17 protein-coding genes and 1 tRNA gene are annotated in these 26,423 nt (G+C 44.4%); 7 read left to right on the top strand and 11 right to left on the bottom strand.

The window, feature by feature from the left end; translation table 11 throughout:
• Position 1 precedes the first annotated feature (1 nt).
• The 9 genes from QR722_RS03375 to QR722_RS03335 all read right to left on the bottom strand — a co-directional run bounded on the left by QR722_RS03375 (position 2) and on the right by QR722_RS03335 (position 13,597).
• Positions 2-1,567: a sodium/sugar symporter gene (locus tag QR722_RS03375; protein ID WP_286285341.1), complete on the bottom strand. Its 1,566-nt coding sequence runs from the start codon at positions 1,565-1,567 to the stop codon at positions 2-4.
• 23 nt (positions 1,568-1,590) lie between these two features.
• Positions 1,591-2,751, bottom strand: coding sequence for a galactokinase (gene galK, locus QR722_RS03370; RefSeq protein ID WP_286285340.1), 1,161 nt, complete (start codon positions 2,749-2,751; stop codon positions 1,591-1,593).
• A gap of 12 nt (positions 2,752-2,763) precedes the next feature.
• Positions 2,764-3,831, bottom strand: coding sequence for a UDP-glucose--hexose-1-phosphate uridylyltransferase (locus tag QR722_RS03365; protein ID WP_286285339.1), 1,068 nt, complete (start codon positions 3,829-3,831; stop codon positions 2,764-2,766).
• A gap of 37 nt (positions 3,832-3,868) precedes the next feature.
• Positions 3,869-4,873, bottom strand: a complete 1,005-nt coding sequence (gene galE, locus QR722_RS03360; RefSeq protein ID WP_286285338.1) for a UDP-glucose 4-epimerase GalE — start codon at positions 4,871-4,873, stop codon at positions 3,869-3,871.
• 11 nt (positions 4,874-4,884) lie between these two features.
• The gene (locus tag QR722_RS03355; protein WP_286285337.1) at positions 4,885-7,263 is read right to left on the bottom strand and encodes a glycoside hydrolase family 2 protein; all 2,379 of its coding nucleotides are present in this window, start codon (positions 7,261-7,263) and stop codon (positions 4,885-4,887) included.
• 131 nt (positions 7,264-7,394) lie between these two features.
• On the bottom strand, positions 7,395-10,121 hold the full coding sequence (locus QR722_RS03350) for a TonB-dependent receptor (RefSeq protein WP_286285336.1): 2,727 nt from the start codon (positions 10,119-10,121) through the stop codon (positions 7,395-7,397).
• 920 nt (positions 10,122-11,041) lie between these two features.
• Positions 11,042-11,128 (bottom strand) — tRNA-Leu (locus QR722_RS03345).
• Between the two features lie 185 nt (positions 11,129-11,313).
• Positions 11,314-12,750 carry a hypothetical protein gene (locus tag QR722_RS03340; protein ID WP_286285335.1) on the bottom strand — a complete coding sequence of 479 codons (1,437 nt, stop codon included), beginning with the start codon at positions 12,748-12,750 and terminating at the stop codon, positions 11,314-11,316.
• Positions 12,751-12,943: 193 nt separating this feature from the next.
• Positions 12,944-13,597 carry a hypothetical protein gene (locus QR722_RS03335; RefSeq protein ID WP_286285334.1) on the bottom strand — a complete coding sequence of 218 codons (654 nt, stop codon included), beginning with the start codon at positions 13,595-13,597 and terminating at the stop codon, positions 12,944-12,946.
• Between the two features lie 240 nt (positions 13,598-13,837).
• On the opposite strand from QR722_RS03335, the gene QR722_RS03330 reads away from it, so the two are divergent.
• Together QR722_RS03330 and QR722_RS03325 are read left to right on the top strand one after the other, a co-directional pair.
• On the top strand, positions 13,838-14,347 hold the full coding sequence (locus QR722_RS03330; RefSeq protein WP_286285333.1) for an RDD family protein: 510 nt from the start codon (positions 13,838-13,840) through the stop codon (positions 14,345-14,347).
• A gap of 60 nt (positions 14,348-14,407) precedes the next feature.
• Positions 14,408-15,739 carry an NCS2 family permease gene (locus tag QR722_RS03325; protein ID WP_286285332.1) on the top strand — a complete coding sequence of 444 codons (1,332 nt, stop codon included), beginning with the start codon at positions 14,408-14,410 and terminating at the stop codon, positions 15,737-15,739.
• A 56-nt stretch (positions 15,740-15,795) separates the two neighbouring features.
• Here QR722_RS03325 and lptG read toward each other — a convergent pair whose 3' ends face one another.
• Positions 15,796-16,857 (bottom strand): LPS export ABC transporter permease LptG, encoded by a 1,062-nt coding sequence (lptG, locus tag QR722_RS03320; RefSeq protein ID WP_286285331.1) that lies wholly within the window; start codon positions 16,855-16,857, stop codon positions 15,796-15,798.
• On the bottom strand, positions 16,850-17,956 hold the full coding sequence (gene lptF, locus QR722_RS03315; RefSeq protein ID WP_286285330.1) for an LPS export ABC transporter permease LptF: 1,107 nt from the start codon (positions 17,954-17,956) through the stop codon (positions 16,850-16,852). Before lptF ends, lptG begins: the two co-directional genes overlap by 8 nt.
• Before the next feature lie 249 nt (positions 17,957-18,205).
• On the opposite strand from lptF, the gene pepA reads away from it, so the two are divergent.
• The 5 genes from pepA (at position 18,206) to QR722_RS03290 (ending at position 26,283) form a co-directional block, all read left to right on the top strand.
• Positions 18,206-19,711, top strand: a complete 1,506-nt coding sequence (pepA, locus tag QR722_RS03310; protein ID WP_286285329.1) for a leucyl aminopeptidase — start codon at positions 18,206-18,208, stop codon at positions 19,709-19,711.
• Positions 19,711-20,169: a DNA polymerase III subunit chi gene (locus QR722_RS03305; RefSeq protein WP_286285328.1), complete on the top strand. Its 459-nt coding sequence runs from the start codon at positions 19,711-19,713 to the stop codon at positions 20,167-20,169. Before pepA ends, QR722_RS03305 begins: the two co-directional genes overlap by 1 nt.
• Positions 20,162-22,927: a valine--tRNA ligase gene (locus QR722_RS03300; RefSeq protein WP_286285327.1), complete on the top strand. Its 2,766-nt coding sequence runs from the start codon at positions 20,162-20,164 to the stop codon at positions 22,925-22,927. Before QR722_RS03305 ends, QR722_RS03300 begins: the two co-directional genes overlap by 8 nt.
• Before the next feature lie 178 nt (positions 22,928-23,105).
• Entirely contained in the window at positions 23,106-24,638 is a 1,533-nt protein-coding gene (locus tag QR722_RS03295; RefSeq protein WP_286285326.1) for a bifunctional metallophosphatase/5'-nucleotidase, read from the top strand.
• Positions 24,628-26,283 carry a GGDEF domain-containing protein gene (locus tag QR722_RS03290; RefSeq protein WP_286285325.1) on the top strand — a complete coding sequence of 552 codons (1,656 nt, stop codon included), beginning with the start codon at positions 24,628-24,630 and terminating at the stop codon, positions 26,281-26,283. The genes QR722_RS03295 and QR722_RS03290 overlap by 11 nt, the downstream gene beginning before the upstream one ends.
• Positions 26,284-26,423: the final 140 nt, after the last annotated feature.

Here is a 26,423-nt window from a genome sequence, read left to right as displayed (position 1 = left end):
TTTACCACCATGCTGAATATAAACAAATAAGGATCACAATCACTATCACCGCGCTAAGTCGATAACTTCCATCTGTGCTGAAATCTATGTCATCCAAAGAGATAGCATTGGCGTGATCTTTCCCTTTACTTTCCAATAGGGACACCACAACTGCCAATGCCAGACAAGATAGAAATACGTAGCCTACGCGGTCCATGAAGGGTACTTCGGGTAACCACATTTTTGCCGCCAAAGACAAAACTGCAGAGCCAACTGCAGCGATAAGTGCGCCATTAGCGGTAGCTTTTTTCCAGAACATGCCCAATAAAAATAACACTACGATCCCGGGTGTGAAGAAGCCAGTAAATTCCTGAATAAACTGGAAGGCTTGTTCAGAATCTCCCAGCAATGGCTGCGCCGTAACAAGCGCTATTACCAATGCAGAGACGCTAGTGATCCGACCCACTTTTACGTAATGATGTTGAGACTTGTTAGGCCGGGCATGAGCGTATAAGTCCATAGTGAATATAGTAGAAATACTATTAGTCATCGAAGCTAAACTCGACAAGATAGCGGCAACCAAGGCGGCGAAAATCAAACCTTTTAAGCCGACAGGCATCAGGCCCATCAATTGCGGGTAAGCTTGATCGGGTCGATCCAGAGGGGGAAGCAGTAATACAGCAGCAATCCCTGGCAACACCACAAGAACCGGCATCAACAGTTTAAGAAATGCGGCAAAAGCAATACCTTTACGTGCCTCTTTTAAATCTTTGGCCGCGAGGGCCCGCTGAATAATATATTGATTAAAGCCCCAGTAAGATAGGTTAATTACCCACAGACCACCGAGCAATACCGATATTCCTGGTAAGCTCATATAATGCTCATTTTCTGGGGTAAGGATCATATTGAATTTTTCCGGCAACTCAGACGTCAATCGGTCCAAACCGGCAAACATACCGTTGCCATTTCCGAGCAAATCTAGCGAGGCATAAGATAAGAATAATCCCCCCGCTACTAACAGTACCACCTGAATAATATCGGTAAGAGCAACGGCCTTTAGACCACCATAAAGAGAGTAAGCCAACGAAAGTGTGGCAAGCACTACCAAAGAAGCAGTTAAATCTAACCCTGTTAGCGTGTTGATGGCCAGTGCACCTAGCCAAAGTACTGCGGTTAAGTTGACAAAAACATACACAGACAACCAGAACAGCGCCATAGTCAGGCGAACTCTACTATCATAACGTTGCTGCAAGAACTGCGGCATAGTATAAATTTTGCGCTTTAAAAAGATTGGTAGTAACCAGGCACCCACAATAATAAGGGTTATAGCCGCCATCCACTCATAGGACGCAATGGCCAGTCCAATCGCATAGCCGGAACCTGACATGCCTATTATCTGCTCGGCAGAGATATTAGAAGCCACCAGCGAGGCTCCAATTGCCCACCAAGGTAGGCTACTACCCGCTAGGAAATAGTCATTGGTATCTTTTTCGTGACCTGCTTTTTCCCGTGAAACCCACCATGCAATGCTCATCAAAGCGATGACATAAATGGCTAATACAGCTAAATCTAATGGGGCTAACAACATACTTTACTCCTTTGGCCAGGCGCTTATGGCTGAACCACAATTTCAGCACCGGCGGAAGGCCGGCATACAAATACATCGGCTATCAAACCGGTTTTTGCTGGGTAGTGAGTCGCAATAGACGCCTTCACTTCCGCAACTTTTTTATGGGGTACTAGGGCAACGACACAGCCGCCAAAACCGCCGCCGGTCATACGAACTCCACCGCTATCAGTAATAATTGCAGCGACTAATTCAACCAAATAATCTATCTGCGGGACCGTGATCTCAAAATCATCCCGCATTGACACGTGAGACGCTGCCATCAATGCACTGAGGGTCTGCACATCAGCGTTCTGCAAAGCAATAGCGGCGGCTTGGGTACGGGCATTTTCAGTCACCACATGTCGCACGCGCTTGGCCGTAACAGGGTCAAGTTGATCCTCAAAAGTGGCGAACTGCGCTTCGCTTAAATCCCGCAATGACGAAACGTTACATAAATCTGCGCCGGTTTCACACTGCATGCGACGCATATTGTATTCACTATCTACCAGGCCTCGTTTGACATTGGAGTTGATGATCACTACTGATAGCGACTCAGGCATTTCCACTGGTTTACAGGACAGTGAACGGCAATCAATCAACAACGCGTTACCTTGTTGTCCTTGGGCTGAAATCAACTGATCCATAATGCCGCTATTACAGCCGACAAACTCGTTTTCTGCTTGTTGGCCATTCAGAGCGATTTCGGATTTAGATAAGTAGTGCTTACTTAAGGTACTAAATGCCAACCCCAGCGCCACTTCAAGGGCGGCTGAGGAGCTTAGTCCTGCGCCACGAGGTACATTACCGCTGATGGCTAAATCACACCCCAGCAATTCAACTTCCCGCGATTGCAGGCTTTTAGCCACGCCGCGCACATAATTAGCCCACTGAAATTCCTGGTGGTGAGCAATTTCCTGCTCAAGGTCAATACAATCAAGCTGGTACGTGTAATCCGCAGCCAACACCCGTATTTTATTACTGCCGTTGGGCTGTGCAACCACATGGGTTTCAAAATCGATAGCGCAAGGCAATACAAAACCATCATTGTAGTCGGTATGTTCTCCAATCAGGTTGACTCGTCCAGGGGCACGAAAATGATACTCCGGGGCCTGACCAAATTGCTGTTCAAAAGCATGTTTTAATTGTTCGATTGTTAAGCTCATGACAACCCTTGCTTAGTTGTTAGTGTTAGCGGTTTTATAATGAATCGACGCTTGCTGACGCAAACGTTCAGCAGCTTGTTCCGGCGTCATGTCGCGCTGAGTTTCAGCCATCATTTCATAGCCCACCATAAATTTTTTGATCGTGGCTGAACGCAATAACGGCGGATAAAAGTGACAATGTAACTGCCAGTGTTGACGCCCTTCTAGCGCTTCATATTGGCTTGTATAGGGTGCACTGTGCCAGCCCATTGAATAGGGAAAAGCGCATTGGAATAAATTGTCATAGCGAATGGTGATTTGCTGCATGATATCTGCCAACGAAAGCTGTTGGCTGTCACTAAGTTCCTCCATCCGTGTAACCGCAAACTTTGGCAGCACTAGGGTTTCAAAAGGCCAAGAAGCCCAGTAAGGAACCACTACAATCCAATCCGCGTTTTCCACTACAGTACGCTCACCATCAGCCATCTCGCGCTGAGCATAGGTTAATAGCAAATTTTTGTCGTGATGCTGTAAGTACTCCGCTTGCGCTTTATCAGCTCGTGCTGGCAAAGTAGGCACACTAGAACTGGCCCAAATTTGTCCATGGGGGTGAGGGTTCGAGCAACCATTAATCGCCCCTTTATTCTCAAAAACTTGAACCCACTGGTAGGTTGTTGAAAGATCCTGGTATTGGGCAATCCAAGTTTGGATTATTCCTTGGATCTGCGGCTGGCTCAGCTCCGGCATAGTTAAACTATGATTAGGTGAATAGCAGATCACGCGGCTAGTGCCTTCCACTGACGATAGCACAAATAGACCTTCATCATCTCGCTGAGCATCGGGTGTTTGTTGATGCAAAGCGGCAAAGTCATTGGTGAACACAAATGGAGAATCATAGTCCGGATTCACATCTCCACTGATACGAGTATTTGTCGGGCACAAAAAACAGCTCGGATCATAACTCGGTGTATTATCTTCGCCAGCATCTTCTACCTGTCCTTGCCATGGGCGTTTGGCGCGGTGTGGAGACACTAACACCCATTCCCCTGTCAGGAGATTAAAGCGACGATGAGGATGTTCTGTAACATCGAATTCAGACATAGAAAACCTTTAAAAATTAAGAATTTGATTGATTACGCTAACCATTAGGATTACCCGACTGCCAATGCCAGCTATCCGCTACCATTTCTGGCAACCCGCGAGTAGCCTGCCAACCCAATATTTGCTTAGCCTGACTGGCATCCGCGTAACATTGGGCCACATCGCCTGGCCGACGCTCAGCAAAAACATAAGGGATGGGCTGATGGCTGGCATCGGCGTAGGCCGCGACCATTTCCAACACTGAGACACCATTACCCGTACCTAGATTTAATACGTGACAACCTTGTTGATCATGCAATTTTTCCAGTGCCTGAACATGGCCCTCGGCCAGATCACAAACATGGATGTAATCTCGCACACCGGTTCCGTCTCGGGTTGGGTAGTCATTGCCAAAAATAGTCAATTGAGCCCGTTTACCGACTGCCACCTGAGAGATAAATGGCATCAGATTATTTGGAATACCGTTGGGGTCTTCGCCAATTAAGCCACTTTCGTGGGCTCCTACTGGGTTGAAATAGCGCAAAATAATACCATTGAAGCGTTTATCAGCCTGCGCCTGATCCTGCATGATCTGCTCAACCATCAGCTTACTGCGCCCATAAGGGTTGGTAGGTGCCAACGGAAAGTCTTCCAAGATAGGGACTGCGTGAGGGTCGCCATATACAGTAGCAGAAGAGCTAAATACCAACGAACTAACATCAAAGGTAGCCATAACTTCGAGCAACGTCTGACTGGCAGTCACATTATTACGGTAGTAGTAAAGCGGTTTGGCTACAGACTCACCAACGGCTTTCGCCCCAGCAAAGTGGATTACGCCATCAAAATGATTTTCACTGAAGATTTTTTCTAACAACGCTTTGTCGCCCACATCCCCTTGGTAGAACGGAATGCTTTGCTGGCAAATGGTTTCCACTCGCTGCATTGCTTCCGGACAACTGTTACTAAAGTCATCAACTACTACCACCTGATGGCCGGCTTTTAGCAGGGCAACACAGGTGTGAGTACCAATGTAACCGGCACCGCCGGTAACCAAAATATTCACCAGATTTCTCCCTATTGCGCCAGGTTTAAGCTAGCAGAAGTCAATCCAATGCCAGACACTGTGATGCTGGCCCCCGCCAAACTGTCGCCTATACGGATCAGCAAAGCGCCCTGTCCTTGAGATGTCAGTATGGCTTCTTGATTAAGTAACTGGATATCACCGCTTAGCGCGACCTCAAGGGCCACATCGTTGGCTGGTACTTTATTTCCGTTGCTATCAAGCAGATCGGCATATACAAACACCAGATCTTTACTGCCAGCTACCGGTTTGACACCACTGACGTCCAAGCGTAATGCTAGTTGAGTCGCCTCTCCTGGCGTTGCTACTGTATGGCTGGCAACCACTTTGCCATCTATAATTGCATCCGCGCGGAGTGTACCAGGACGAAATTCAGCGACATCAAAATGAATTGGCGGATGGGCAAGATGCTGAGAATATTTATCCCGACTAGCTGACTTTTGTTCAACTAACTCATCGTTTAAATATAACGCCACCTGTTGTGCGTTACTAAAAACACGTATTTTAGTCGCCGAATTTTTAGTCCATTCACTGGCGATGTGTACCATAGGACCACTGGCATAAGCATCGCTGACTTCATCTGCATCACGTTGACTGGCAAAAAAGTAGTAGCTGTATTTAGGTTGACGATACAAGCTGGCAATGCCCGAAGATTCGATGTCATCAGCATAGCCACGGTTGTAATCAAACATCACCCAATACCCATCGGCGAAGGCAGGTACGGTGTGATTGTCATCGTGGGCTTCTTGCAGGTTCATTGACTGTTGCAACAAACGTTTTTCACCGCTGTTAAGCAATTGACGGCTAGTGCGTTCTTCGTCTTTTAAATCGCCCCAATTGTCCTGATTCAAACCGGCATTTTGCGCATAGTATTCCCAATCACCATATTCAGACACAACATAAGGTTGATTCGGAGTTTCGTAGTGTTGCAGTCTATGCTGGCGGGCCTGCAAATATATGTCATAGCCTTTTTCCCAGCCCGCAGAATAGGCTCCTGGGAACTCTTTATGCACGGTGTCATCCAGACGAGCGATAAAGTCATCAGGCATATCTGATTCGTTCAGGGAGCATTCCCAACCCAATACGCTGGCATGATTACGGTCACGCCGAATCAAGTCGGCACAGGATTGAATTATATGTGCCTCAAATGCCGGATCAGGGTTGTAATATTGCCAGCCTAAAACGGCATCAATTAACACCAAGCCAAGCTCATCAGCTGCCTGCATAAAGGCTGTAGAATGTGGATAATGGGACAGTCGTACATAATCAAATCCAGCAGCCTTTATTTTAACCGCATCACGATAATCCGCCTGAGCTGAGGTTGCGTAACCAACATGAGGATAATCCTGATGGCGATTGACACCGCGCAGAAAGGTTTTCTCGCCATTAATCAGCAATTCATGTTGCTGATTAAAGGTAAATTCACGAAAACCAATTTTGCGCGACTGCTGTTCTACCAATCGCTCACCGTCAAATACTTTAGTCTGCAAACTATAAAGATTTGGTGTTTTGGGACTCCATAGTTTTACCTGTTTAGCTTCGATTCGCTGCTCCACGTGCAAAGACTGGTTCTCAAGCAGTTGTGTGCGCTGAACATTGTTGGCTACTGGCGTGGATTGCCACAATAAGGTCTGTTCGACACGCACCGACTTTGCTGCGGCGTAGCGATTTTGTAACTGAGTTTTTACAACTAATACTGAGCTGGACTCACTGACTTTGGGGAAGGTCACAAATATTCCGCCGCCAGCAACTTCGTTGGCTAACATCTCATCGGTGATCATTAGTTTATCTTTGATCAACAAATTGACGTCGCGATACAACCCACCGTAGGTGTTAAAATCGAGCAAATGTAAAGGCTTCGGACCGGTGATTTCGTTGTCACGGTTATCCAAACGAACTTGGATCTGGTTGTCACCGCTTTTCAAGTAAGGGCTAAGATCTAAGGTGAACGGTAAATAGCCGCCAATATGCCCACCAACCTTTTCACCATTTAACCAAATATCAGCCACATTCATCGCCCCTTCAAAACGTATCAGCACCGCTTTGTCTAACCAAGATTCAGGGACTTGAAAAGTTTTTTGATACCAAGCAAATCCTTGCCATTGGTGGTTGACTATTTGCGGCTCTAATCGGGGAGTATGGGGTAAATCTACCGTCTGCCAAGCAGCAGATATTTTGCCTGCAGATTGCTCTGTTTGAGACTTTTTAAATAACCAGTCTTTGTTGAAATTTAACGTCTGACTTACCGGAGTTTCACTGGTAATCGACGCTTGCACACCTGTGTCGTGGTGCGCACTCGGGTTGTCATTCTGACAGGCAGTTAAAACCAGCAGACACAACAAATGAGCAGATAATATTATGGCTTTACGCACGGAATACTGTCCTCTAAAGATAACTAGCGGGGTCCAAGAGACCGAGATATGAGATTGACTAAGCAATAAAATTCCGGCTAAAAAAACTGGCCGGAGCTTTTATTTTATTACTAGATGATGGCCATCACGCATTACATCGAATATTGAAATCCAACCAAGAAACGACGTCCCCATTCCACATAATCTGCTGGACGAGTACGATCATTATCCCAATAGCTAACTGAGGCTTCATCAGTCAGGTTTTGGCCTTGTAAGGTTAGTTTTAGATGCTCATTTACTTCATATGAAATACTGGCATCGACTGTGGCTTGTTCATCTTGCAGGGCTATACGGCTGGGGTTCCAGCTGTTAATAGACGTATATTCGCTGCGATAGTCATAGGACACCCGCGCTTCAAACCCTTGCTTGTAATACCACAAGGTAAAGTTGGCCACATCTTGCGACAAGCCGCCTAAGGTATAAGGATTATTTTGTGGGATGAATTCTTGCACATCAGAATCTGTGTAAGAGTAGTTGGCGTACACTCCTAAACCATCAAATGGTGCAGGTAAATCGGTAAAGGCTTGCTGAAATAACACTTCGAAACCTTTGATTTTGCCACCGTCACCGTTAACAGGCCCGGTAAATTCGTAATCCACGCCATTAAAGTTTAGGTTTTCCTGAGCATTCCCTATGTGATTTTTTAAATCCTTATAGAACAACGAAACCGTCACGGCACCGTCATCGCCAAAGTAATATTCATAGCCTAAATCAGCTTGATTGGCCACGAAAGGATTCAGCGTAGGGTTACCACCAGAAGCGGTATTAGGTTCAACTGTTTCATTAATCGCGAAGCCAGTACGCATTTCAATTAACGGCGGACGGGACATGGTTCTCGCTAATCCAAAGCGTAATTGTGAATCTTCATTTAAGGTCACGATTACATTTAATGAAGGTAAGATTTCACTGTAATCATGGTCAACAGTGACGGGGCTTAATACGCCAGCAATTTGTTGTGTACCACTAGACTGAGATTCAGTTTTTACGTATCTGACCCCAATATTACCAGTATAATCCAGACCACCAATGGTGCCTCTGAGGTTAGCTTGAGCATATAGGTTATAGGTAGTTTCACTCAGCTCCCATGAAGCTAATTTGTCGTCCGCAGATTGGTTGTCATAATCCGCAGTCCCTAAGCCACCAAATACTTTATCTGCGACCAGGTCCCAATCTTTGAAGGTATACAGCATTGGGGCGGTCACATCGCCACCGATTTCATATTGCATGCCGTAGTCGGTTAAACCATTGTCAGCAATAACTGATTTTTGCCAATCATATACTCGGTTTTGCTTGTCACGATCACTGTAACGGGCACCAAATTCAATACTCTGAATATCGTTGATGTCAATATCACGAGAAAAATCTAGCTGCGCGCTCACCATTTCGTCGGTCAAGTCGCGATCATCATCAGCAAACATACCGTAATAGAAGGCTTCCCACACACCAGGAGAGGTTTCAACCCAGGTTTCGACACCGTCGATACTATAGTTCTCAGGGTTGCCAATATCCGTGTAGGTTAAACCTTGGTCTGGATTTGGTTGAATCTCAATGGCCATACGATCATTCTCGGCTGCACTCCAGCCTAAGTCATACGCCGGGCCATTGTAGTTAGAACGAATGTCTACCCATACGGAGTCGATACTCGCTTCTGAATATCCTACGTCAGCTTTAATGGTCCAATCATCAGTAATGTACTCGGCGTTTAACCCTGTGCTGATCAATTCATTTTCTTGAAACCAAGTGGCGTTGTGCACTTCGTGTGAACCGAAAGCCAAACCGCCACCGATTACCTGTTCAGTACCATCCGCTTTAGTAATGATATTGGCTGAGCTGGCTGAATTTTGGTAATTCCAATCTTGTCCACCCTGCCAATTACCCCAGTTAGTGAAGTAATATTGGTCTTCACGTTCTTTAATTTTGAATTTAGAGTAAAACAGATCATATTTAAGGGTGAGGGCATCAGTTGCCTGCCACTCTAGGATAGTCATTGCGCCTAGGCGTTCATTGTTACCAATTTTGGTATCCGCTTGACCACCCCATGGAGCGGCTTCGGTAATGCCATTTTGGTTAATGTCGCCCTGATTTTCTGGTGCGTTATTGTAATCCCATGATTCTATGCCCCGTTGCAACGAAGGCTGATCTTGGTAAGCAATACCAAATGCATAACCAAAGTTAGCTCCAATTTTATCAACATAACTTACACTGAATTTTTTACCGGTTGATTGGCCATCCGGTAAATCATCACCCAATTCATAACGCATAAGGTTGCCACTTACGGTAAAAACGGGCTCATCTTTGCTCAGTGGGTCAACGAAGTCCAAATTCACTAAGCCGGAAATACCGCCTTCAATGTTACTGGCCATAGGACTTTTATAAACTTGCACGCTGCTAACCAATTCTGCTGGAAATTGCTCGTAACGCACATCACGGCTAGGCTCACCAGATACAATTTCGCGCCCATTCATAGTCGCCATATTTAGACGTGGGCCCATGCCGCGAATCGAGATACGACTGGCGTTACCTCTATCTCTGTCAGCCGTGATACCAGGTAATCTGGCTAATGCATCGGTTATGGTCACATCAGGTAAGCTGCCTAAATCGTCGGTAGAAATAATTTCTACAACCTGTGGCGCGTTACGTTTTTCAAATAAAGATTGCTTCAGGGTCGAACCAAATCCGCGTACTTCAATCACCTCAGTGGCAGGCTCTGCTGTATCACTATCAGCGGTACTATTTGTCTCTTGTGCCTGAGCAACAGAAAAATTTAAGCACTGAGCAATGGCCAATGCAGTCAGACTCAGTTTGAAATGTGTTTTCATTATTTACCCCTTTTAGGTAAGCATCTAGTGTTAATTTTATTATGATTTAGGTGAAACTTCGCTGCGAGGTGAAAACCTTGAATAACAGGCAATCAACCTTGAATAACAACTTTATAACATACCAAGGTAAACGTTTACCATAAATAATTAACATTAAATGCATGTAAAACCATACGAGTTTGTTTTTAATAGGTTTTATATAGGCAAACGATTTCTCTACTTGGTTATCAATGAAGCTAAATAGCAAATATCGATGAAGACAGGATTTAACAATACTGCACAATTAGTCTAGTACACCCTAAGTGAATTAGTTAGTGGGGATAGTGGTTCACACAGACCATTAAAATTCACAAATTTCATTCTGTATTTGGTTTATCGAGCTAACGGTTTTCACTAGCGACACTGTACTCTGCTAGTGCCGAAATGTTTCCCTGCTGCGTTGCTAACGGGGTAAAACCTGGCTTCCCAGTGCACCTATCCAGCCGATAGGACCGCAGCACATGGGTGAATGAGGTCTCTGTAGGAACGAAGTTCCACCCGATTGAACGACACGCCATGGATGGCGTGGCTGGGTGAGTCACCATGGATGGGTTCAATCTGAGTTTTGTGATCGGCTCTTGCGAAGAAACTAATTCAACAATAGTCCGGCATGTCAAATTTACTAAGGTCCAGATACAACAAAACCCGCTAAAAAGCAAGTTAAGTTTGGTACCAGAGGGTAAGGCTGGATTCGTTAGCTGCGCAGCAGCGCCCAACCGAACGACCGAACAGGGAGGTTAGGGCTGGGTGAGCCACCATGGATGGGTTCAACCTGAGTTTTGTGATCGGCTCTTGCGAAGAAACGAATTCAACAATAGTCCGGCATGTCAAATTTACTAAGGTCCAGATACAACAAAACCCGCTAAAAAGCAGGTTAAGTTTGGTACCAGAGGCCGGACTTGAACCGGCACACCATTACTGGCGGCGGATTTTGAATCCGCTGCGTCTACCAATTCCGCCACTCTGGCATAGTGTGATTTAATCTTTCGATTAAATCAGTTTGGTAACTCGCTGTGCTAACGAGTGGCTGGCATTATAGCGATGCCGTTAAAGCTTGCAAGCCTTTTGTTTAGAATATTCGTCTGAATGGTTATTTTTTAGGCCTTTTAGGTCAATTAAATTCAACGGCCATTGTTACCATCCTGTTATAGGTTTACTCAACACGGGGCCAGAGGTTTTGAATGCCTTTATTTGTGAAAAAATCATGGGGTTCCCACATTGATGGCACCGGCCGGTCCGCTTTATCTACATCATACTCATGGGCTAGGCTTCCCATTATCTCGGTTAACCTTTCTTGTGTAATCGGAGCTAACTTCTTACGGGTTTCACCAAAGTGCAAATTTTGATGCTTAGCTGCTTGGACATTACTGCCGCCAGAAATAAAAATTTGATTCTTAGAAACGATACGACAATTCGGTTCATACTTGTTGATGGGTTTTAATTGATTGACCACTGCATATTCATAACTTTTATTACCGACTAATCCAGTGGGTAAATAGCACACGCCATAACCTTGCGGGAAATAGCCTACCAAGCCCACAAAGGCGTCAGCTAACTTTTGATTTATATTATTTTTGTGCGCTAGTTGCTCAACTAATACGGCAGCTTTTGGCAAATCATGGCGCTTATATCCAGGTTTAGTAGAAAGCACTATAGAGGTATAAATTTGTGGTACTTTGATAATATCGCCAATGTCTTTTTTAGCTGTATTAGCATCATTTAACAGTGACTTTTGAAATCTCAACCTTTCCTTCTCAACGGCCACAAAGTCGTCGCGATCAGCCTTAGAATTACCTTTGTAATTTTGCCCGCCTAGTCCTTCGGTAAGATACAACAAGGTATAACGATAATTCAGCCGTAACATTTCACTACGTTCATCTATATCCAAAATACGAAATGGATCCTTGTTACCATCACGCATCAACAACGAAACCACTTCTGGGTGTTGCATGCCTATATCTTGAAAAAGTGTAGTGAGCAGAATCGGTAGTACCACCGCTTGATTAAAATCAGCAGACACAAAGTCTTCCAATAAAAAGCGCTGTTCGGCATCCCAATAGGTTAAGATGAACTTGTGACGGATATTTCCTTTGTACATTAACTCTTCAAGAAAGCGCAGACTCAATACCGCTTTATAAGCGTGTTTGAGCTGTTGATGATGCTCGGCTAATTGTTTGCCTTCCCCTGATGAAAGCAGCAACAATGTACCGAGAAATTTGGCACTTCTTAATAAGGTTTCACTGTGGTTTTTGCCCTCGCTTAAACTAAGCAACTGAAGGCAAACCGTGGACACACGATCCATTCTCTTGTGTCGGGCAGCGTCTTGTTGATCGATTAAACGATCACGTTTCTTAGTCAGTGCAAACAATCGATTTTGAGCTTCTTTGCTCGGTTTTCCTGAAGCTATCTCTTGCTCCAATAAATCGATTTGTGTTTTCAGTCTAACAAATTCTTTTTTTTCTTGTTCATAAGTAGAGAAAAACGCTTTTGCATCTGAGTAAAGTGAACCAGAATTAACCTTTTTATCATCTATAGAATTAACTAACGCGATTACAGACTCTGTATATGCGCTATTTAATGTTTCCGGCATAGAACTTCCTAGTGCAAATCAATGTAGGCATAGTATGTATAAAGTGAAAAAAAATCTACCCAGATATTTGAAAATGGGCAAAGGTTTCAGGGCAGTGTTTTCTTCAGAATGTTAAGCTAACATAATGGCTTTAAAACAGTATTAATTCGTAAAAATATTACAGAAAATATAATTAGTTGGAATACGGTGATTTTCAGTCTTTGAAATCATAGACCTTGGGAAGAAAAAAGTCTTCACCAGCTTTGTGCTTTTTCTCCATGACTGCAAAAAAACCTTTGATAGAAATACCATGCACCTTCTGCACGTTGAGTTTTTTGCTTAAGTCATCAATGAAATCTTCCGAGATATTATGAGCATACTTTATTAGCTCAAGATCTGCCTCATCACCCACGTCGAAATAAGATTGAATAAAAGTGTGTAATTGAGCTACGCGAAACAATACTTTCATACTCGCGGGGATCCAGCGTTTAAATTCCATATCAGGATGATTGAGCATGTCACGGTCGATCTCTCGATTTTTCAACCATGGAATACAGTGAATCTCAAAACCTCGATGAGTGAACACCTTATAAATCGACAACCTCGGAGTCTGTTCTAATTTAACCGCACCAAAGGCTTCTTCTTTCCCGCCAAGGGCGACAGGGTTCCAATTATTTTGGTCAATCACTAAATCAAGTGAGTTTTCAAAACCGTAACGAAACATACCTTCGGTTAATCCTAAGGAAGTAGAGACCGCATGGTAAAACGGTGGTACGTTGCCAAAGGTTATTTTTTGCTTCAGTCGATTGATTTCACGTAGTTTGATATCAGCGTTATATGCTTGGCTTTGGTGTTTATTATCATTCATGCTGTTTAGGGTGCGCTCGGTTCGTGTCAATCTGCCAACAGATACTAAAGATTAAATCATTTTACGCCAATACAAAACGATTTGGCGAATTTACTCGAAAGTAGTAGTTTGTTTATACCGTGCTCAAGGGTTAAAACCGATTAATGCTAGAATGGTTTTAACTAATTGCCTTTTCATTCGTCATAGTATGTTTAAGCCTTGCTGGTTTGTTGCTAATATTCCCCAAAAAAAGAGAACACTATGGTTAAAGCGTCAAACACCTTTCCTCGTGCTGGATTTTTCCGGCGGTTAGCAGCCATGATCTATGACCTATTAGTAGCTGTGGCCGTTGGTATGTGTGCAGGTCTTATATTTATGGTAGTACTTCTTATCACCTTTCAAACTGGCGTGATAGACAATCAAGGCTTCACCCATTTCATGGACTTCTTTCAGCACTCATTGCTATTTAATTTGTTGGCACAAATTTGGGTAGGCCTTTGGGTGTTAGCCTTTTTCTTATGGTTCTGGAAAAATGGCGGGCAAACCATTGGCATGCGAGCATGGCGATTGCGATTATTTAGTCTTAATAGTAATCAAATGGGTTATGGTCGCGCCCTGCTCAGGATTATCTTTTCTTTCGGCGGCTTAGGCACTTTACTGGTACTGATTGATTACAAACATAAGCAGTCTCTGCAAGACCGAATAGCAGATACCGAAATGTTGGTCCTTAGCAAAGACGCAAATCATCACAAAGCCTGGGAAAACCTGTAAAGGTTGAAGCAGAACACAGTTAAAGCCACTCAAAATTCACAAAAAAATAAGAGACAGCCTATGACATCGTCCCTGTTAGAACGTTTTTTTAAGCTGTCCGAGAAAGGCACCAATTTTAAAACAGAATGCGTGGCCGGGCTCACTACATTCGCTGCTATGTCATATGTATTGGTGGTGAATCCTAGCATACTCTCCGCGGGCGGCATGCCGATTGAAGGCTTGATAACAGTGACGGCATTGGCTGCATGCATAGGTACCTTACTAATGGCGGTAATGACAAATTATCCTATTGCCATGGCACCGGGTATGGGACTGAATGCCTTTTTTGCTTTCACCATCTGCTTAACCCGCGAGATCCCTTGGGACGCAGCATTAGGTATCGTCTTTTGGAACGGAGTTTTATTTTTACTGTTATCTCTCTTTGGAGTAAGAAAAAAAATAGCTGAGGCGATCCCCGATGCCCTCAAAATTGGTGTGCAATGTGGCATTGGCCTTTTTATCGCATTTATTGGCTTGAAGAATGCCGGCTTGGTAGTAGACAATCCGGCGACCTTTGTGTCACTAGGTGATCTATCACAACCCACTACTTTATTGGCATTGTTTGGCATCATAGTGACCATTGTATTGGTGACAAAAAAGGTGACCGGGGCCATCCTAATTTCTGTCATATTGCTTACTGTACTGGGCGCGTTCATTCCTCATGGTGATGGAACCTTAACTGCCATGCCAAACGGTGTGATTGGCTGGCCAGATTCCATCAGCAAAACCTTTTTCGCCATGGATATTATGTATCCTTTAGAGCATTTCGCGCAGACTTGGGATCTTGTTTTTGCGCTATTGTTCGTCAATATGTTCGATACTATTGGTACGTTAATCGGCGTTTCCCGCAAGGCAAGATTACTGGATAAACAAGGGGATTTGCCTAGAATAGGCAATGCTATGACGGCTGATGCTGCCGCCAGTGTAATAGGTTCTGCCCTTGGAACCTCGCCGGTTACGTCTTACGTAGAATCCGCCGCAGGGGTATCTGCCGGCGGCCGGACAGGCTTAACCGCTGTGGTTGTTGCAATGTGCTTTCTCTTAGCACTATTCTTCACTCCCATCATGAAAATCATTCCATTGATGGCCACCACGCCAGCCCTTATTATGGTTGGTATTTTCATGATGGAGTCGTTTAGACAGCTCGACTTTGATGATATGCCATCCCTGGCCACAGCTACTGTTGCCCTGCTGGCGATGCCACTAACCTTCAGTATCAGTGAAGGTATCGCCTTAGGATTTATCACTTACGTGGGAATTATGTTGGGAACTGGAAAGTTTCGAAAGGTGTCCTTCATCACTTATGCGCTAGGGGTAATATTTTTGCTGCGATACGTATTTGATTTGACTTAACTGGTTGAATATTCTGAAAGGGGTGAGAAATGTAGCCCACCCCATATGTATAAGCGTCAGCGCCGCAGTAATATACCGGCAATACCAGCGAATATCACACTAGGGACTAAGGCGCCTAACACTGGTGGTAACTGAAAGACCAAACTAAAGGTGCCAAAGGTTTCATTACTTATGAAAAATGCAAAACCGGCCAATACGCCCATGATGACGCGCGCCCCCATAGTCACACTGCGCAATGGCCCGAACACGAATGACAAGGCCATCAACAACATCACTCCAATAGATACAGGCTGTAGTATTTTTCTCCACAGGGCTAAATTATAGCGCCCAGAATCTTGACTGTTATTTTCAAGGTACTGAACATAATCGTATAGGCCCCGAATAGATAAGGCTTCCGGCTTCACCGTAACTACACCTAGCTTGTCAGGCGTTAAAGTGGACTGCCAACTGCCTGTTTCTACTTGCTGGCCGCGGATCCGTTGATCACCGATGAAAGTATAATTCACACTTATTAGTGACCACTTACCATCAACAAAGTCTGCGCTATCCGCAGAGGTGATTTGTCTTAAATTCAGGTTTTCATCAAACTCGTAAATATTGATATTAAGCAAACTAGTTTTATCTATCACTTCACCAATGCTGACAAAGTTATCACCGTCTTTGGCCCAAACCAGTCGGTCAGATGAAAACAAACTGCCTCCGGATATAGCTTGAGTGCGAATTTCTTTGGCTTTGGTTTCACTCAAAGGAGCCACCCACTCTCCCACTGCCATGACGAAAATCATCATGACTACAGCAGATTTCATTGCTGAAACGGTAATATTCCAGCGCGATAATCCTGCCGACTGCATGATAACCAATTCGGAATTGCTGGCCAAAATTCCCATTCCAATAAGGCCGCCTAATAAGGTCGCCATTGGGAAGAATTGCTCAAGCTCTCGAGGCAGGCTCAACAACACATAAACCCCAACGGCAGTCATATCGTAACTTCCGGTCCCTACACTTTTCATTTGCTCAATGAATTTAATCAGCGCACTAAGGCCAAGTAATACAGACAAACTAATAGCCGTGGTAGTTAGTAAAGTGCGTGCAATATAGATATCGAGAATTTTAAACATGTTTGCTACCGCCCCATATCGCCCTTAAGCGCACACCAAGAGGTCGGTCTTTCATCACCAGTCCAATACCGATCACAAATATCAAAGCATGCACCCACCACAATCCCAGCTGCGGAGGAATTTTGCCATCCTCTAACACCTTGCGACCAGCCATCAGCAACATAAAATAACCTAGGTAGAGCAATAAGGCGGGGAACATTTTACCGAAGCGTCCCTGTCGAGGGTCAACAGAACTTAGTGGCACCGCAATCAGCACGAGGAAAGGTAAAGACAATGGAATCGCCAATCGCCATTGCAACTCAGCTATGGATTCAATGGTGTCATCCGCTAGTAAATCTACTGTGGGTATGGCGGTCATTTTGCGACGTTTTTGCTCGACTTGTTGTTCTGATATTTGAATCTGATACTCATCAAATTCAACTACCTGATAATCAATTTTACCGCGCTCCCCTTCGTATTGAAGCCCTTTTTGCAAAACTAGCTGCTGAGAGCCGTCCGCGGCCATAGTGACAGTCCCAGATTTGGAATATACGATCTGAACTTCCTGCTCATTTTGCTTGTCATGTTGAGACAGAAAGACTTTGTTGAGTTTGGAATTATCAGAATCAATCTCATGTACGAAAATAACCGCCTTACGGTTAGCGGTTTCCTGAAAACGTCCGGCAAGTAATGCGGTTAATCCGCCCTGGGCGCCGGCTTTTTCTTGAAGCTGATATTCACTTTCTACCGATAGGGGGGCGAGCCATAAGGTCAACACCGCGGTAATAACAGCCATAAAAGCGGATAAAACCAACATCACGCGGGTGATGTACCACTCACTGATCCCGCAGGCTCGCATGACCGTCATTTCACTGTCAACGTAGAGCCTTCCATGGGCTAGCATGATGCCTAAAAATAAACTCAAGGGTAAGATTAATGACGCTAAGTATGGGGTACTTAGGGCCAAAAAACCAAGTACTAAACTTGCAGGTATTTCACCATCGGAGGCGTCAGCAAGCACTCGAACAAAACTGCGAGTGAGGAAAATAGCCATAATTACCAGAAAAACGGCTAGTTGAGATTTAATGGTTTCTTTAAGTAAATAGCGAAATATCAGCACTTTTTGTCCAAAGGAAAAGTCGCTTTTTTAGTGGCATGATGCGAAATTTTAAGTAAACTTAACGTTTTAGCAAGTTTAATGTATGAGCGGCGTTAAATAAAGCCACTCTAGACTTGAATTAGATAGATTATGTCTGGCTTAAGCAGTAGTTGCAACGTTAGATAAAGCCGACAGTTAAAAATCGTCATGATGAGCGCGAGTGAATTTGCCTTGCGACATCACCAAAATCGAGCACAGTAAGGAATTAGCATGGAATTTAGCGTAAAAAGCGGCAGCCCAGAAAAACAGCGTAGCGCGTGTATCGTCGTAGGTGTCTTTGAGCCTCGCAGACTAACAGCAGTGGCTGAGCAACTAGATGAAATAAGTGAAGGCTATATCAGTAACCTTTTACGCCGCGGCGATTTGGAAGGCAAAGCGGGTCAAATGTTATTGCTGCACCATGTTCCAAATATTCTTAGCGAGCGAGTATTGCTGGTCGGTTGTGGTAAAGAGCGTGAACTAGACGAGCGTCAATACAAGCAAATAATCGATAAAACCATTAAAACCCTAAACGAAACGGGCTCTATGGAAGCCGTGTGTTTCCTATCTGAGCTACACGTTAAAGGCCGTGATGTTTATTGGAAAGTTCGCCAAGCGGTGGAAACTACGCAAGACTCTTTGTATACCTTTTTGCAGTTGAAGACCAAAAAAGGCGAACCTAGAAGGCCATTACGTAAAATTGTTTTCAACGTACCCACTCGTCGTGAATTACCTATAGGTGAACGTGCGGTCGAGCATGGTTTAGCTATTTCAACTGGTATGAAAACCACACGTGATGTAGCCAATATGCCACCGAACATTTGTAATCCACGCTATTTGTATGATCAAGCTAAAGGCTTGGCTGCAGAATTTAGCAGCCTGACCATTGACTCAGTCAATGAAAGCCAAATGGCTGATTTAGGAATGAATTCATACCTTGCAGTTGGACGTGGTTCAGTCAATGAATCGCTAATGACTATCATTCACCACAACGGTGGCAAATCAGGTCAGGCACCGATTGTCTTGGTCGGTAAAGGATTAACTTTTGATTCCGGTGGTATCTCAATTAAGGCCGGTGAAGGCATGGATGAGATGAAGTATGACATGGGAGGTGCCGCTGGTGTGCTAGGTACCATGCATGCTATTGCCGCGTTAAATTTACCCTTAAATGTTATTGGCATCTTAGCTGGTTGTGAAAATATGCCAGACGCAAATGCTTATCGCCCAGGTGATATTCTGACCACAATGTCTGGACAAACTGTTGAAGTATTAAACACTGATGCCGAAGGCCGTTTAGTGTTGTGTGATGCTCTAACGTATGTGGAGCGCTATGAGCCAGAGTTGGTAATCGATGTAGCTACCCTAACAGGGGCATGTGTAGTTGCTCTTGGGGCCCATGCTACAGGCGTAATGAGCAACCATAACCCTCTTGCTCACGAGCTATTGAATGCATCTGAGCAAAGTGGTGATAAGGCCTGGCGTTTACCTTTGTGGGATGAATATCAATCTCAGTTAGAAAGCCCCTTCGCTGATATGACCAACTTAGGTGGCCGTGCAGCAGGTACTATTACCGCAGCTTGCTTCTTATCCCGCTTTACCAAGAAATATAACTGGGCACATATGGATATTGCAGGTACGGCTTGGCGCAGTGGCAAGGATAAAGGCGCTACTGGACGGCCGGTTCCCATGTTGTCGCAATTTCTAATGAATCGCGCTGGCTTGGAAACTGAAGATTAATGACAGATGTAACCTTTTACATGCTTGAAGAGCCGGATGCCCAGCATCCGGCTCATTGGTTAATTGCATGTGAGATCGCGGCCCAATGTTTTAGAACCAAGCGTCGCTGTTTGGTATTGTGTGATGACCAAGCTGGGGCGGAAGCTTTTGATGAATTGTTATGGCAACAACCTCTTGATGGCTTTGTACCGCACAATTTAACTGGAGAAGGCCCAAAAGGCGGCGCTCCGGTAGAAATTTGCTGGCAACAACCGCTTCCAGCAGGCCGCCCGGTCCTAATAAACCTGAGTAAGTCATTACCGCAAAATGCCAATCGATTTAAACAAATATTAGATTTCGTGCCTGCCGAAGATACAGCGAAACAACAGGCGCGAGATAGATACAAACATTACCGAGCAGCTGGGTTGACTATGCATACCCAGCCCGCCAGTAACATTTATGAGAAGCAAGATGGATAAAACATTTAGTCCGCAAAATATCGAACAACAACGTTACCAACATTGGGAACAAAAAGGCTACTTCAAAGCGAGCGGTAATGGCGAGCCTTACTGCATTTTGCTTCCTCCGCCGAATGTCACAGGTAATTTGCACATGGGTCATGCATTTCAGCATACCATTATGGACTCATTGATCCGCTACCATCGAATGAAAGGAGACAATACCCTTTGGCAATGCGGTACAGACCATGCTGGCATCGCCACCCAAATGGTGGTTGAGCGACAACTAAATGCGCAAGGCAAAACACGTCATGATTTAGGCCGTGAAGACTTTGTTGAGAAGATCTGGCAATGGAAAGAAGAATCTGGCGGAAACATTACCCAGCAAATGCGGCGCATGGGCACCTCACCCGACTGGGAACGTGAAGCCTTCACCATGGATCCTGCTTTATCCGAAGCCGTACAGGAAGTGTTTGTAAAGCTGCATGAAGAAGGCCTGATTTATCGTGGTAAACGCCTAGTAAACTGGGATCCGGTATTACATACTGCGGTTTCAGATCTTGAAGTCTTGAACGAAGAAGAAGATGGTTTTATGTGGCACATGCGCTATCCTCTCGCCGATGGCAGTGGTGAGCTGACGGTTGCCACCACACGCCCAGAAACCATGTTGGGCGATACGGCTGTTGCAGTGCATCCTGATGATGAGCGCTATCAGGGCTTTATTGGTAAGCAAATTAAATTACCTATTACCGGACGTTTGATCCCGATCATTGCCGATGACTACGTCGATCCTGAATTCGGTACCGGATGTGTGAAAATCACCCCTGCCCACGACTTCAACGACTACGACATGGGTAAACGTCATAAGCTAGAGATGATCAACATCTTAAGCAAAGACGCAGCCCTAAATGAAAATACCCCAGCAGCCTATCAAGGTTTGGACCGATTCGAAGCCCGTAAACAGATTGTGGCTGAATTGGAACGTACCGGCTTGTTGGTTAAGATAGAAAATCACAAATTGAAAGTACCTCGCGGTGATCGCACCGGTGCGGTAATTGAACCCTATCTAACCGACCAGTGGTACGTTGCCGTTGAGTCTTTAGCCAAACCGGCCATCGAAGCGGTGGAAAGTGGTGAAATCAAATTTGTACCTGAAAATTGGAATAAAACGTATTACCAGTGGATGTACAACATTCAAGATTGGTGTATTTCACGCCAACTGTGGTGGGGACACCGCATTCCAGCGTGGTATGACGACAACGATAAGATTTATGTGGGTCGCAGCGAAGCTGAAGTACGTGAAAAGCATTCATTGGCTGACGATGTAAATTTACGTCAAGATGAAGATGTATTGGATACTTGGTTTTCTTCCGCATTATGGCCTTTCGCGACTATGGGTTGGCCTCATGAAACCCCCGAGCTTGAGACCTTTGTACCTAGCTCAGTCATGGTTACTGGCTTCGATATAATTTTCTTTTGGGTAGCCAGAATGATAATGATGACCAAGAAGTTCACCGGCAAAATTCCATTTAAAGAAATCTATATCACCGGCCTTATTCGTGATGAGCAAGGCAACAAGATGTCGAAATCGAAAGGAAATGTGCTTGACCCGATTGATTTGATCGACGGTATCTCGCTGGACGACTTAGTGGCAAAACGGACTGCCGGTATGATGCAGCCTCAACAAGCCGCCGCAATTACAAAGCGCACAACCAAACAGTTCCCAGAAGGCATTAATGCTTATGGTACTGATGCCTTGCGCTTCACATTTGCAGCCATGGCATCCACCAGCCGCGATATCAATTTTGATATGGGACGGGTAGAAGGATATCGCAACTTCTGCAACAAATTGTGGAATGCATCCCGGTTTGTGTTGATGAATACTGAAGAGCAAGACAACGGTGCTAACGGTGGTGAGTTAGAGCTTAGTCTGGCAGACAAGTGGATATGGGCGCGTTTTCAACAAACCCTTAGCGAATTTAACAATGCAATAAAAGATTATAGGTTTGATATTGCCGCACAAAGTGTTTACGAATTCACTTGGAACCAGTTCTGTGATTGGTACTTGGAGCTTAGCAAGCCTGTACTTAACTCTGAGCTTAGCACTGAAGCGCAAAAACGCGGTACTCGTCATACATTGATTAATGTGCTGGAGAGTTTGCTGCGCCTGATGCATCCGATCATGCCTTTCATAACTGATGAGATTTGGTTGCGCGTTGCGCCGCTGTGCAACATCGAAGGCGACAGTATTATGCTGCAACCGTTCCCTGAAGTAGAAGCTGAACGACAAGATGCCACCGTAATTGCAGATCTAGAATGGGTCAAAAGCTTTATCGTTGGTATCCGAAATATTCGTGGCGAGATGGATATCTCTCCAAATAAACCCCTTGGTGTATTACTCAAGAATATTAGCCAGGAAGACCAGCGTCGTCTCACCTTAAGTGAAAGCTTTTTAGCCAAAATGGCCAAGTTGGACAGTGTTACCCAACTTCAAGCTGGCGAGAATGGCCCAGCTTCAGCCACTGCTATGGTAGGCGAAATGGAAATATTAATTCCAATGGCAGGCTTAATAGATAAAGATGCCGAACTGTCCCGTATCGCTAAATCCTTGGATAAGATCGAAAAAGATTTCGCTAGGACCCAAGGCAAGTTAGGCAACGAAAAATTTGTCAGTAATGCTCCAGCAGCAGTGATTGACAAAGAAAAAGCTAAGCTTGAAGAATTCCAAATGCAAATGGAAAAGCTTAAACAGCAGCGCCTAACCATCGAAGCTTTGTAGCAAAGAATACCGTTTTCATGTCGACCATAAAACCCCAACTGATGTTGGGGTTTTTAATTTGGACGAACAATATAATGCCTTGCCCAGAATATATTTGTTAATTGAGTCAGCTTTTTGCTGATATCTAATTTTTCCTTTGTATAATGAATATATTACCTCTCTTTCAACTGGTCATATCTTGCTTAGAATATTGTCCGCTATAGCAATTTTCATATCGTTAAATGGGTTTAGCCAAACTGATAAAAATCGGGTAACCATAATTTTTGCTTCCGATATGCCCCTTATTGGACAGTACAATCAAGGAGGGTATGCTCGACTTGCCACTGCGGTGAAGCACTATCGTGATTTACGTCCCGGCGTTTTCTTTTTGTTTGGCGGTAACAGTTTGGGTCCGAGTCCTCTATCAACCTTTGATAGCGGTTCACACATTATTGATTTGCTGAATAGTATTGAGCCTGATGCTATGGGTGTGACAAAAAGAGAGTACAGTTATTTTGAGGAACAGCTTTCTCTACAGGCATACGAAGCTGCTTTTCCGCTAATCGCTACCAATGTATTCGATCCTATTCAAAATACCCTGCAGGATGGCTTAGCTAAGTCTAAGTTGATTATAAAAAACGGAGTCAAACTGGGTCTTATCGCCGTAGTCGATCCGAATGCAAAAATGCAATATCTGTTACAGCGGGTTGAATTGCAAGATGTGACCTCAAGTATTGTGACCGAAGCGGCGGCATTGCGCCAGCGAGGTGCTGATATCATAGTGGTCATGCACGGTGCTCTTTTTAATGAATTAGATGCGCTACTAGCAGATGGGACAATCGATATAAGCTTGGTCAAAGATCCATTCGCACCTGAATCCTATAGATTGTCCACAGAAGTCATTAAAGGTAAGGTACTAATTAACCAAGAGAATGACATTGCTATAATTGATATCCTCAAACAACCAACTGGTTGGTCTATACAGTGGCAAACTGAATCTTTAAGCCAGTATGCCGAAGATCACAAAATCGCCATTCTGAGAAACGATTATGTGCGCAGGCTGGATCGTCTAATGAAACTTGCCATAGGTAGCGTAGAGTATCCGTTTGACACCCATCGTCAACAGCTTAGATCGGAAGAAAATGCCTTTGCAAATTTGATTGTTGATGCCATGCTTGACTATACCAAAGCTGATATGGGCATCATCAATGGTGGTATGATTCGAGGCGATAAATCATATTTGTCAGGCGATGATTTTACTCGGGAAGATTTAGCCCAAGAACTCCCATACGGTACAAATTTGGTGGTTCTCGCGATGCAAGGAAAAGATATCCGGCAATCCTTAGAGTTGAGCTTAGATGAGTTTGATTTGTTTAAAGGAAAGTTTCCGCAGCTTGGCAAGCTTAAGATGACTTTCGATAGCTCACTTCCCGTAGGTCAGCGGGTTGTGGATATTCAGGTGGATGGGGCTAAATTAGAAGCACTTAAAATATATACCCTTGTCACCACCGAATACTTATTTCAAGGAGGCGACGGTTATACCCTGTTTAAAGATGCAACTCGGGTAACAGATTCAAATAAACCGCCAATCACTATTAAGGATGTGGTGCTCAATTCCATCATTAGAAAAAGAAACTTATCCACCCAAATTCAAAAACGTATTATCAACTTAGCAAATCCCAAAGATAGTCTACAAACCAGTTCTAAAGGTGAGCATCAAGTTGCAAATTGATCAAGATAAAAAGCGCAGATCATTAAGCAGAGTCTTTAGTTCTGCCTTGACAGGCTTATTTGCCGTTTTCATCACACTGGTAGGGATGACCTATTATCAACTTTTAGTTGTCAGCAGCGCATTAGGCACGGTTGCCGAAAAGTCTATTCCGATAATTTTGCAATATGAGCAAGTGGCAAATCACGCGACCTCACTTATTTTTCAAACAGAAAGACTGTCTAATTCTGTCACACCGCCGGCATTGCGAATTGCAGAAAAAGAGATCAACAAAGAAATCGAAATCATCGCTTCCCTATTACTAGAAACTCAGCTTGATGAAGTGTTGATAAAAGAATATCAAGCTATTACTGAAGAATTGGAAGAGTTGCGCGAACTGGTAACACAGCAGTTAATATCCATCAAAGTCGTCAAAGAAAAAGAACAGCAACTCTATCAAATCTATGATAACGCGCGCTTATTTACTGATAATCCGTTTCAAGCAGATCGCTTGGTGATATCAGACTGGATCCTAGGCTATTCCCGTTTATTTATGATCGCGAGTGAGATCTCCAATGCCACCACGCTAAATGATATTCGCCAGAAAAGTCGCTCCATTGATATCGAACAAGCACAACTCAATAATGCTATCGTCGATTTACCTAAAGACTTTCAATCGGAAGCAAAGTCCCTTGCCAGGGACTTTTCCGCTGTTGTACTGGGTGAGCAAGGCTTAGTAGCACTGAGTGTAAATAAACTCACCATGAAAGCACGCACTAACGGGCGGGGTAATTTCACAGAAAAACTGGTCTCCGATTTCACCCGCTCACTGCGTTTTCAAGGGACTTTACTGGGCGAAGAGATCTTGGCTGATGCCAACCGGGCTAAAGAAGATAGTGCCCAGCAAATTCAGATTTTGACTGTGCTATTTGCTATCGCAGTTGCCCTTTTATTGTTGATTACTTGGGTACTTCATCGCCGCGTGATCCGTAGACTCATCATGTTAAAACAAATCGTATCTGGAGAGGCTTCCCTTCGCCCACAAGATATTAAACGCATTGGCAATGACGAAATTTCAGATATTGCGATAACATTCCAGAAATTTTCTGACACCATTGAAGCACAAAAACATGAGTTGACTAACTTAGCTATGCTCGATGGCTTGACTGGCATTGCGAATAGACGTGCATTTGATCTGGCTTTACTGAGTGAATTTAATCAGGCGAAACGATATTCCCACCCTCTATCCATTCTGCTAATTGACGTGGATTACTTCAAGCCGTTTAACGATCTCTACGGCCATAGTGTCGGAGATGACGCGTTAAAACAGATTGCGGCGACGCTGCGCTCAACACTTAAACGTGATATAGATTTTGTTGCTCGATACGGTGGTGAAGAGTTTGTCTGCATTCTCACCAACACAGATTGCCAAGGAGCCTTAATATGCGCGCAAAATCTTCGTGAAGCCGTAGAAAAATTACAGATTGAGCATGCTGAGAGCAAGGCCCTTGGCTATGTTACCGTAAGCATCGGCGGTGCAACGCAAAGCTCCTATGAGTCCGAATCCGATAACCCAGAACGACTGCTAAAATTAGCTGATGATGCGTTATATGATGCGAAAGAGTTTGGCAGGAATCAAGTACGCTTTCCTAACAACCTGATTGACTAAATAAACTAGTCATGGCTTGCACACCAAAGCAAGAATGAATCTGACTGACTCAAAGCAACCAATGTATAAGGTGACAGGTAACCAAACCTAGGTTTTCAAGTTAGATGACAGCCAACTCCATTAGATTTTTGATACTTGAC

This window comes from Aliiglaciecola sp. LCG003 (assembly GCF_030316135.1).
Classification (GTDB): Bacteria; Pseudomonadota; Gammaproteobacteria; order Enterobacterales; family Alteromonadaceae; genus Aliiglaciecola.
This window is presented reverse-complemented; position numbering and strand designations above follow the sequence as displayed.

Coding starts and splice junctions, on each gene's coding strand:
- QR722_RS03375 (WP_286285341.1), bottom strand. CDS start 1,567: ATGTTGTTAGCCCCATTAGATTTAGCTGTATTAGCCATTTATGTCATC.
- galK (WP_286285340.1), bottom strand. CDS start 2,751: ATGAGCTTAACAATCGAACAATTAAAACATGCTTTTGAACAGCAATTT.
- QR722_RS03365 (WP_286285339.1), bottom strand. CDS start 3,831: ATGTCTGAATTCGATGTTACAGAACATCCTCATCGTCGCTTTAATCTC.
- QR722_RS03350 (WP_286285336.1), bottom strand. CDS start 10,121: ATGAAAACACATTTCAAACTGAGTCTGACTGCATTGGCCATTGCTCAG.
- QR722_RS03340 (WP_286285335.1), bottom strand. CDS start 12,750: ATGCCGGAAACATTAAATAGCGCATATACAGAGTCTGTAATCGCGTTA.
- QR722_RS03335 (WP_286285334.1), bottom strand. CDS start 13,597: ATGAATGATAATAAACACCAAAGCCAAGCATATAACGCTGATATCAAA.
- QR722_RS03330 (WP_286285333.1), top strand. CDS start 13,838: ATGGTTAAAGCGTCAAACACCTTTCCTCGTGCTGGATTTTTCCGGCGG.
- QR722_RS03325 (WP_286285332.1), top strand. CDS start 14,408: ATGACATCGTCCCTGTTAGAACGTTTTTTTAAGCTGTCCGAGAAAGGC.
- lptG (WP_286285331.1), bottom strand. CDS start 16,857: ATGTTTAAAATTCTCGATATCTATATTGCACGCACTTTACTAACTACC.
- pepA (WP_286285329.1), top strand. CDS start 18,206: ATGGAATTTAGCGTAAAAAGCGGCAGCCCAGAAAAACAGCGTAGCGCG.
- QR722_RS03305 (WP_286285328.1), top strand. CDS start 19,711: ATGACAGATGTAACCTTTTACATGCTTGAAGAGCCGGATGCCCAGCAT.
- QR722_RS03300 (WP_286285327.1), top strand. CDS start 20,162: ATGGATAAAACATTTAGTCCGCAAAATATCGAACAACAACGTTACCAA.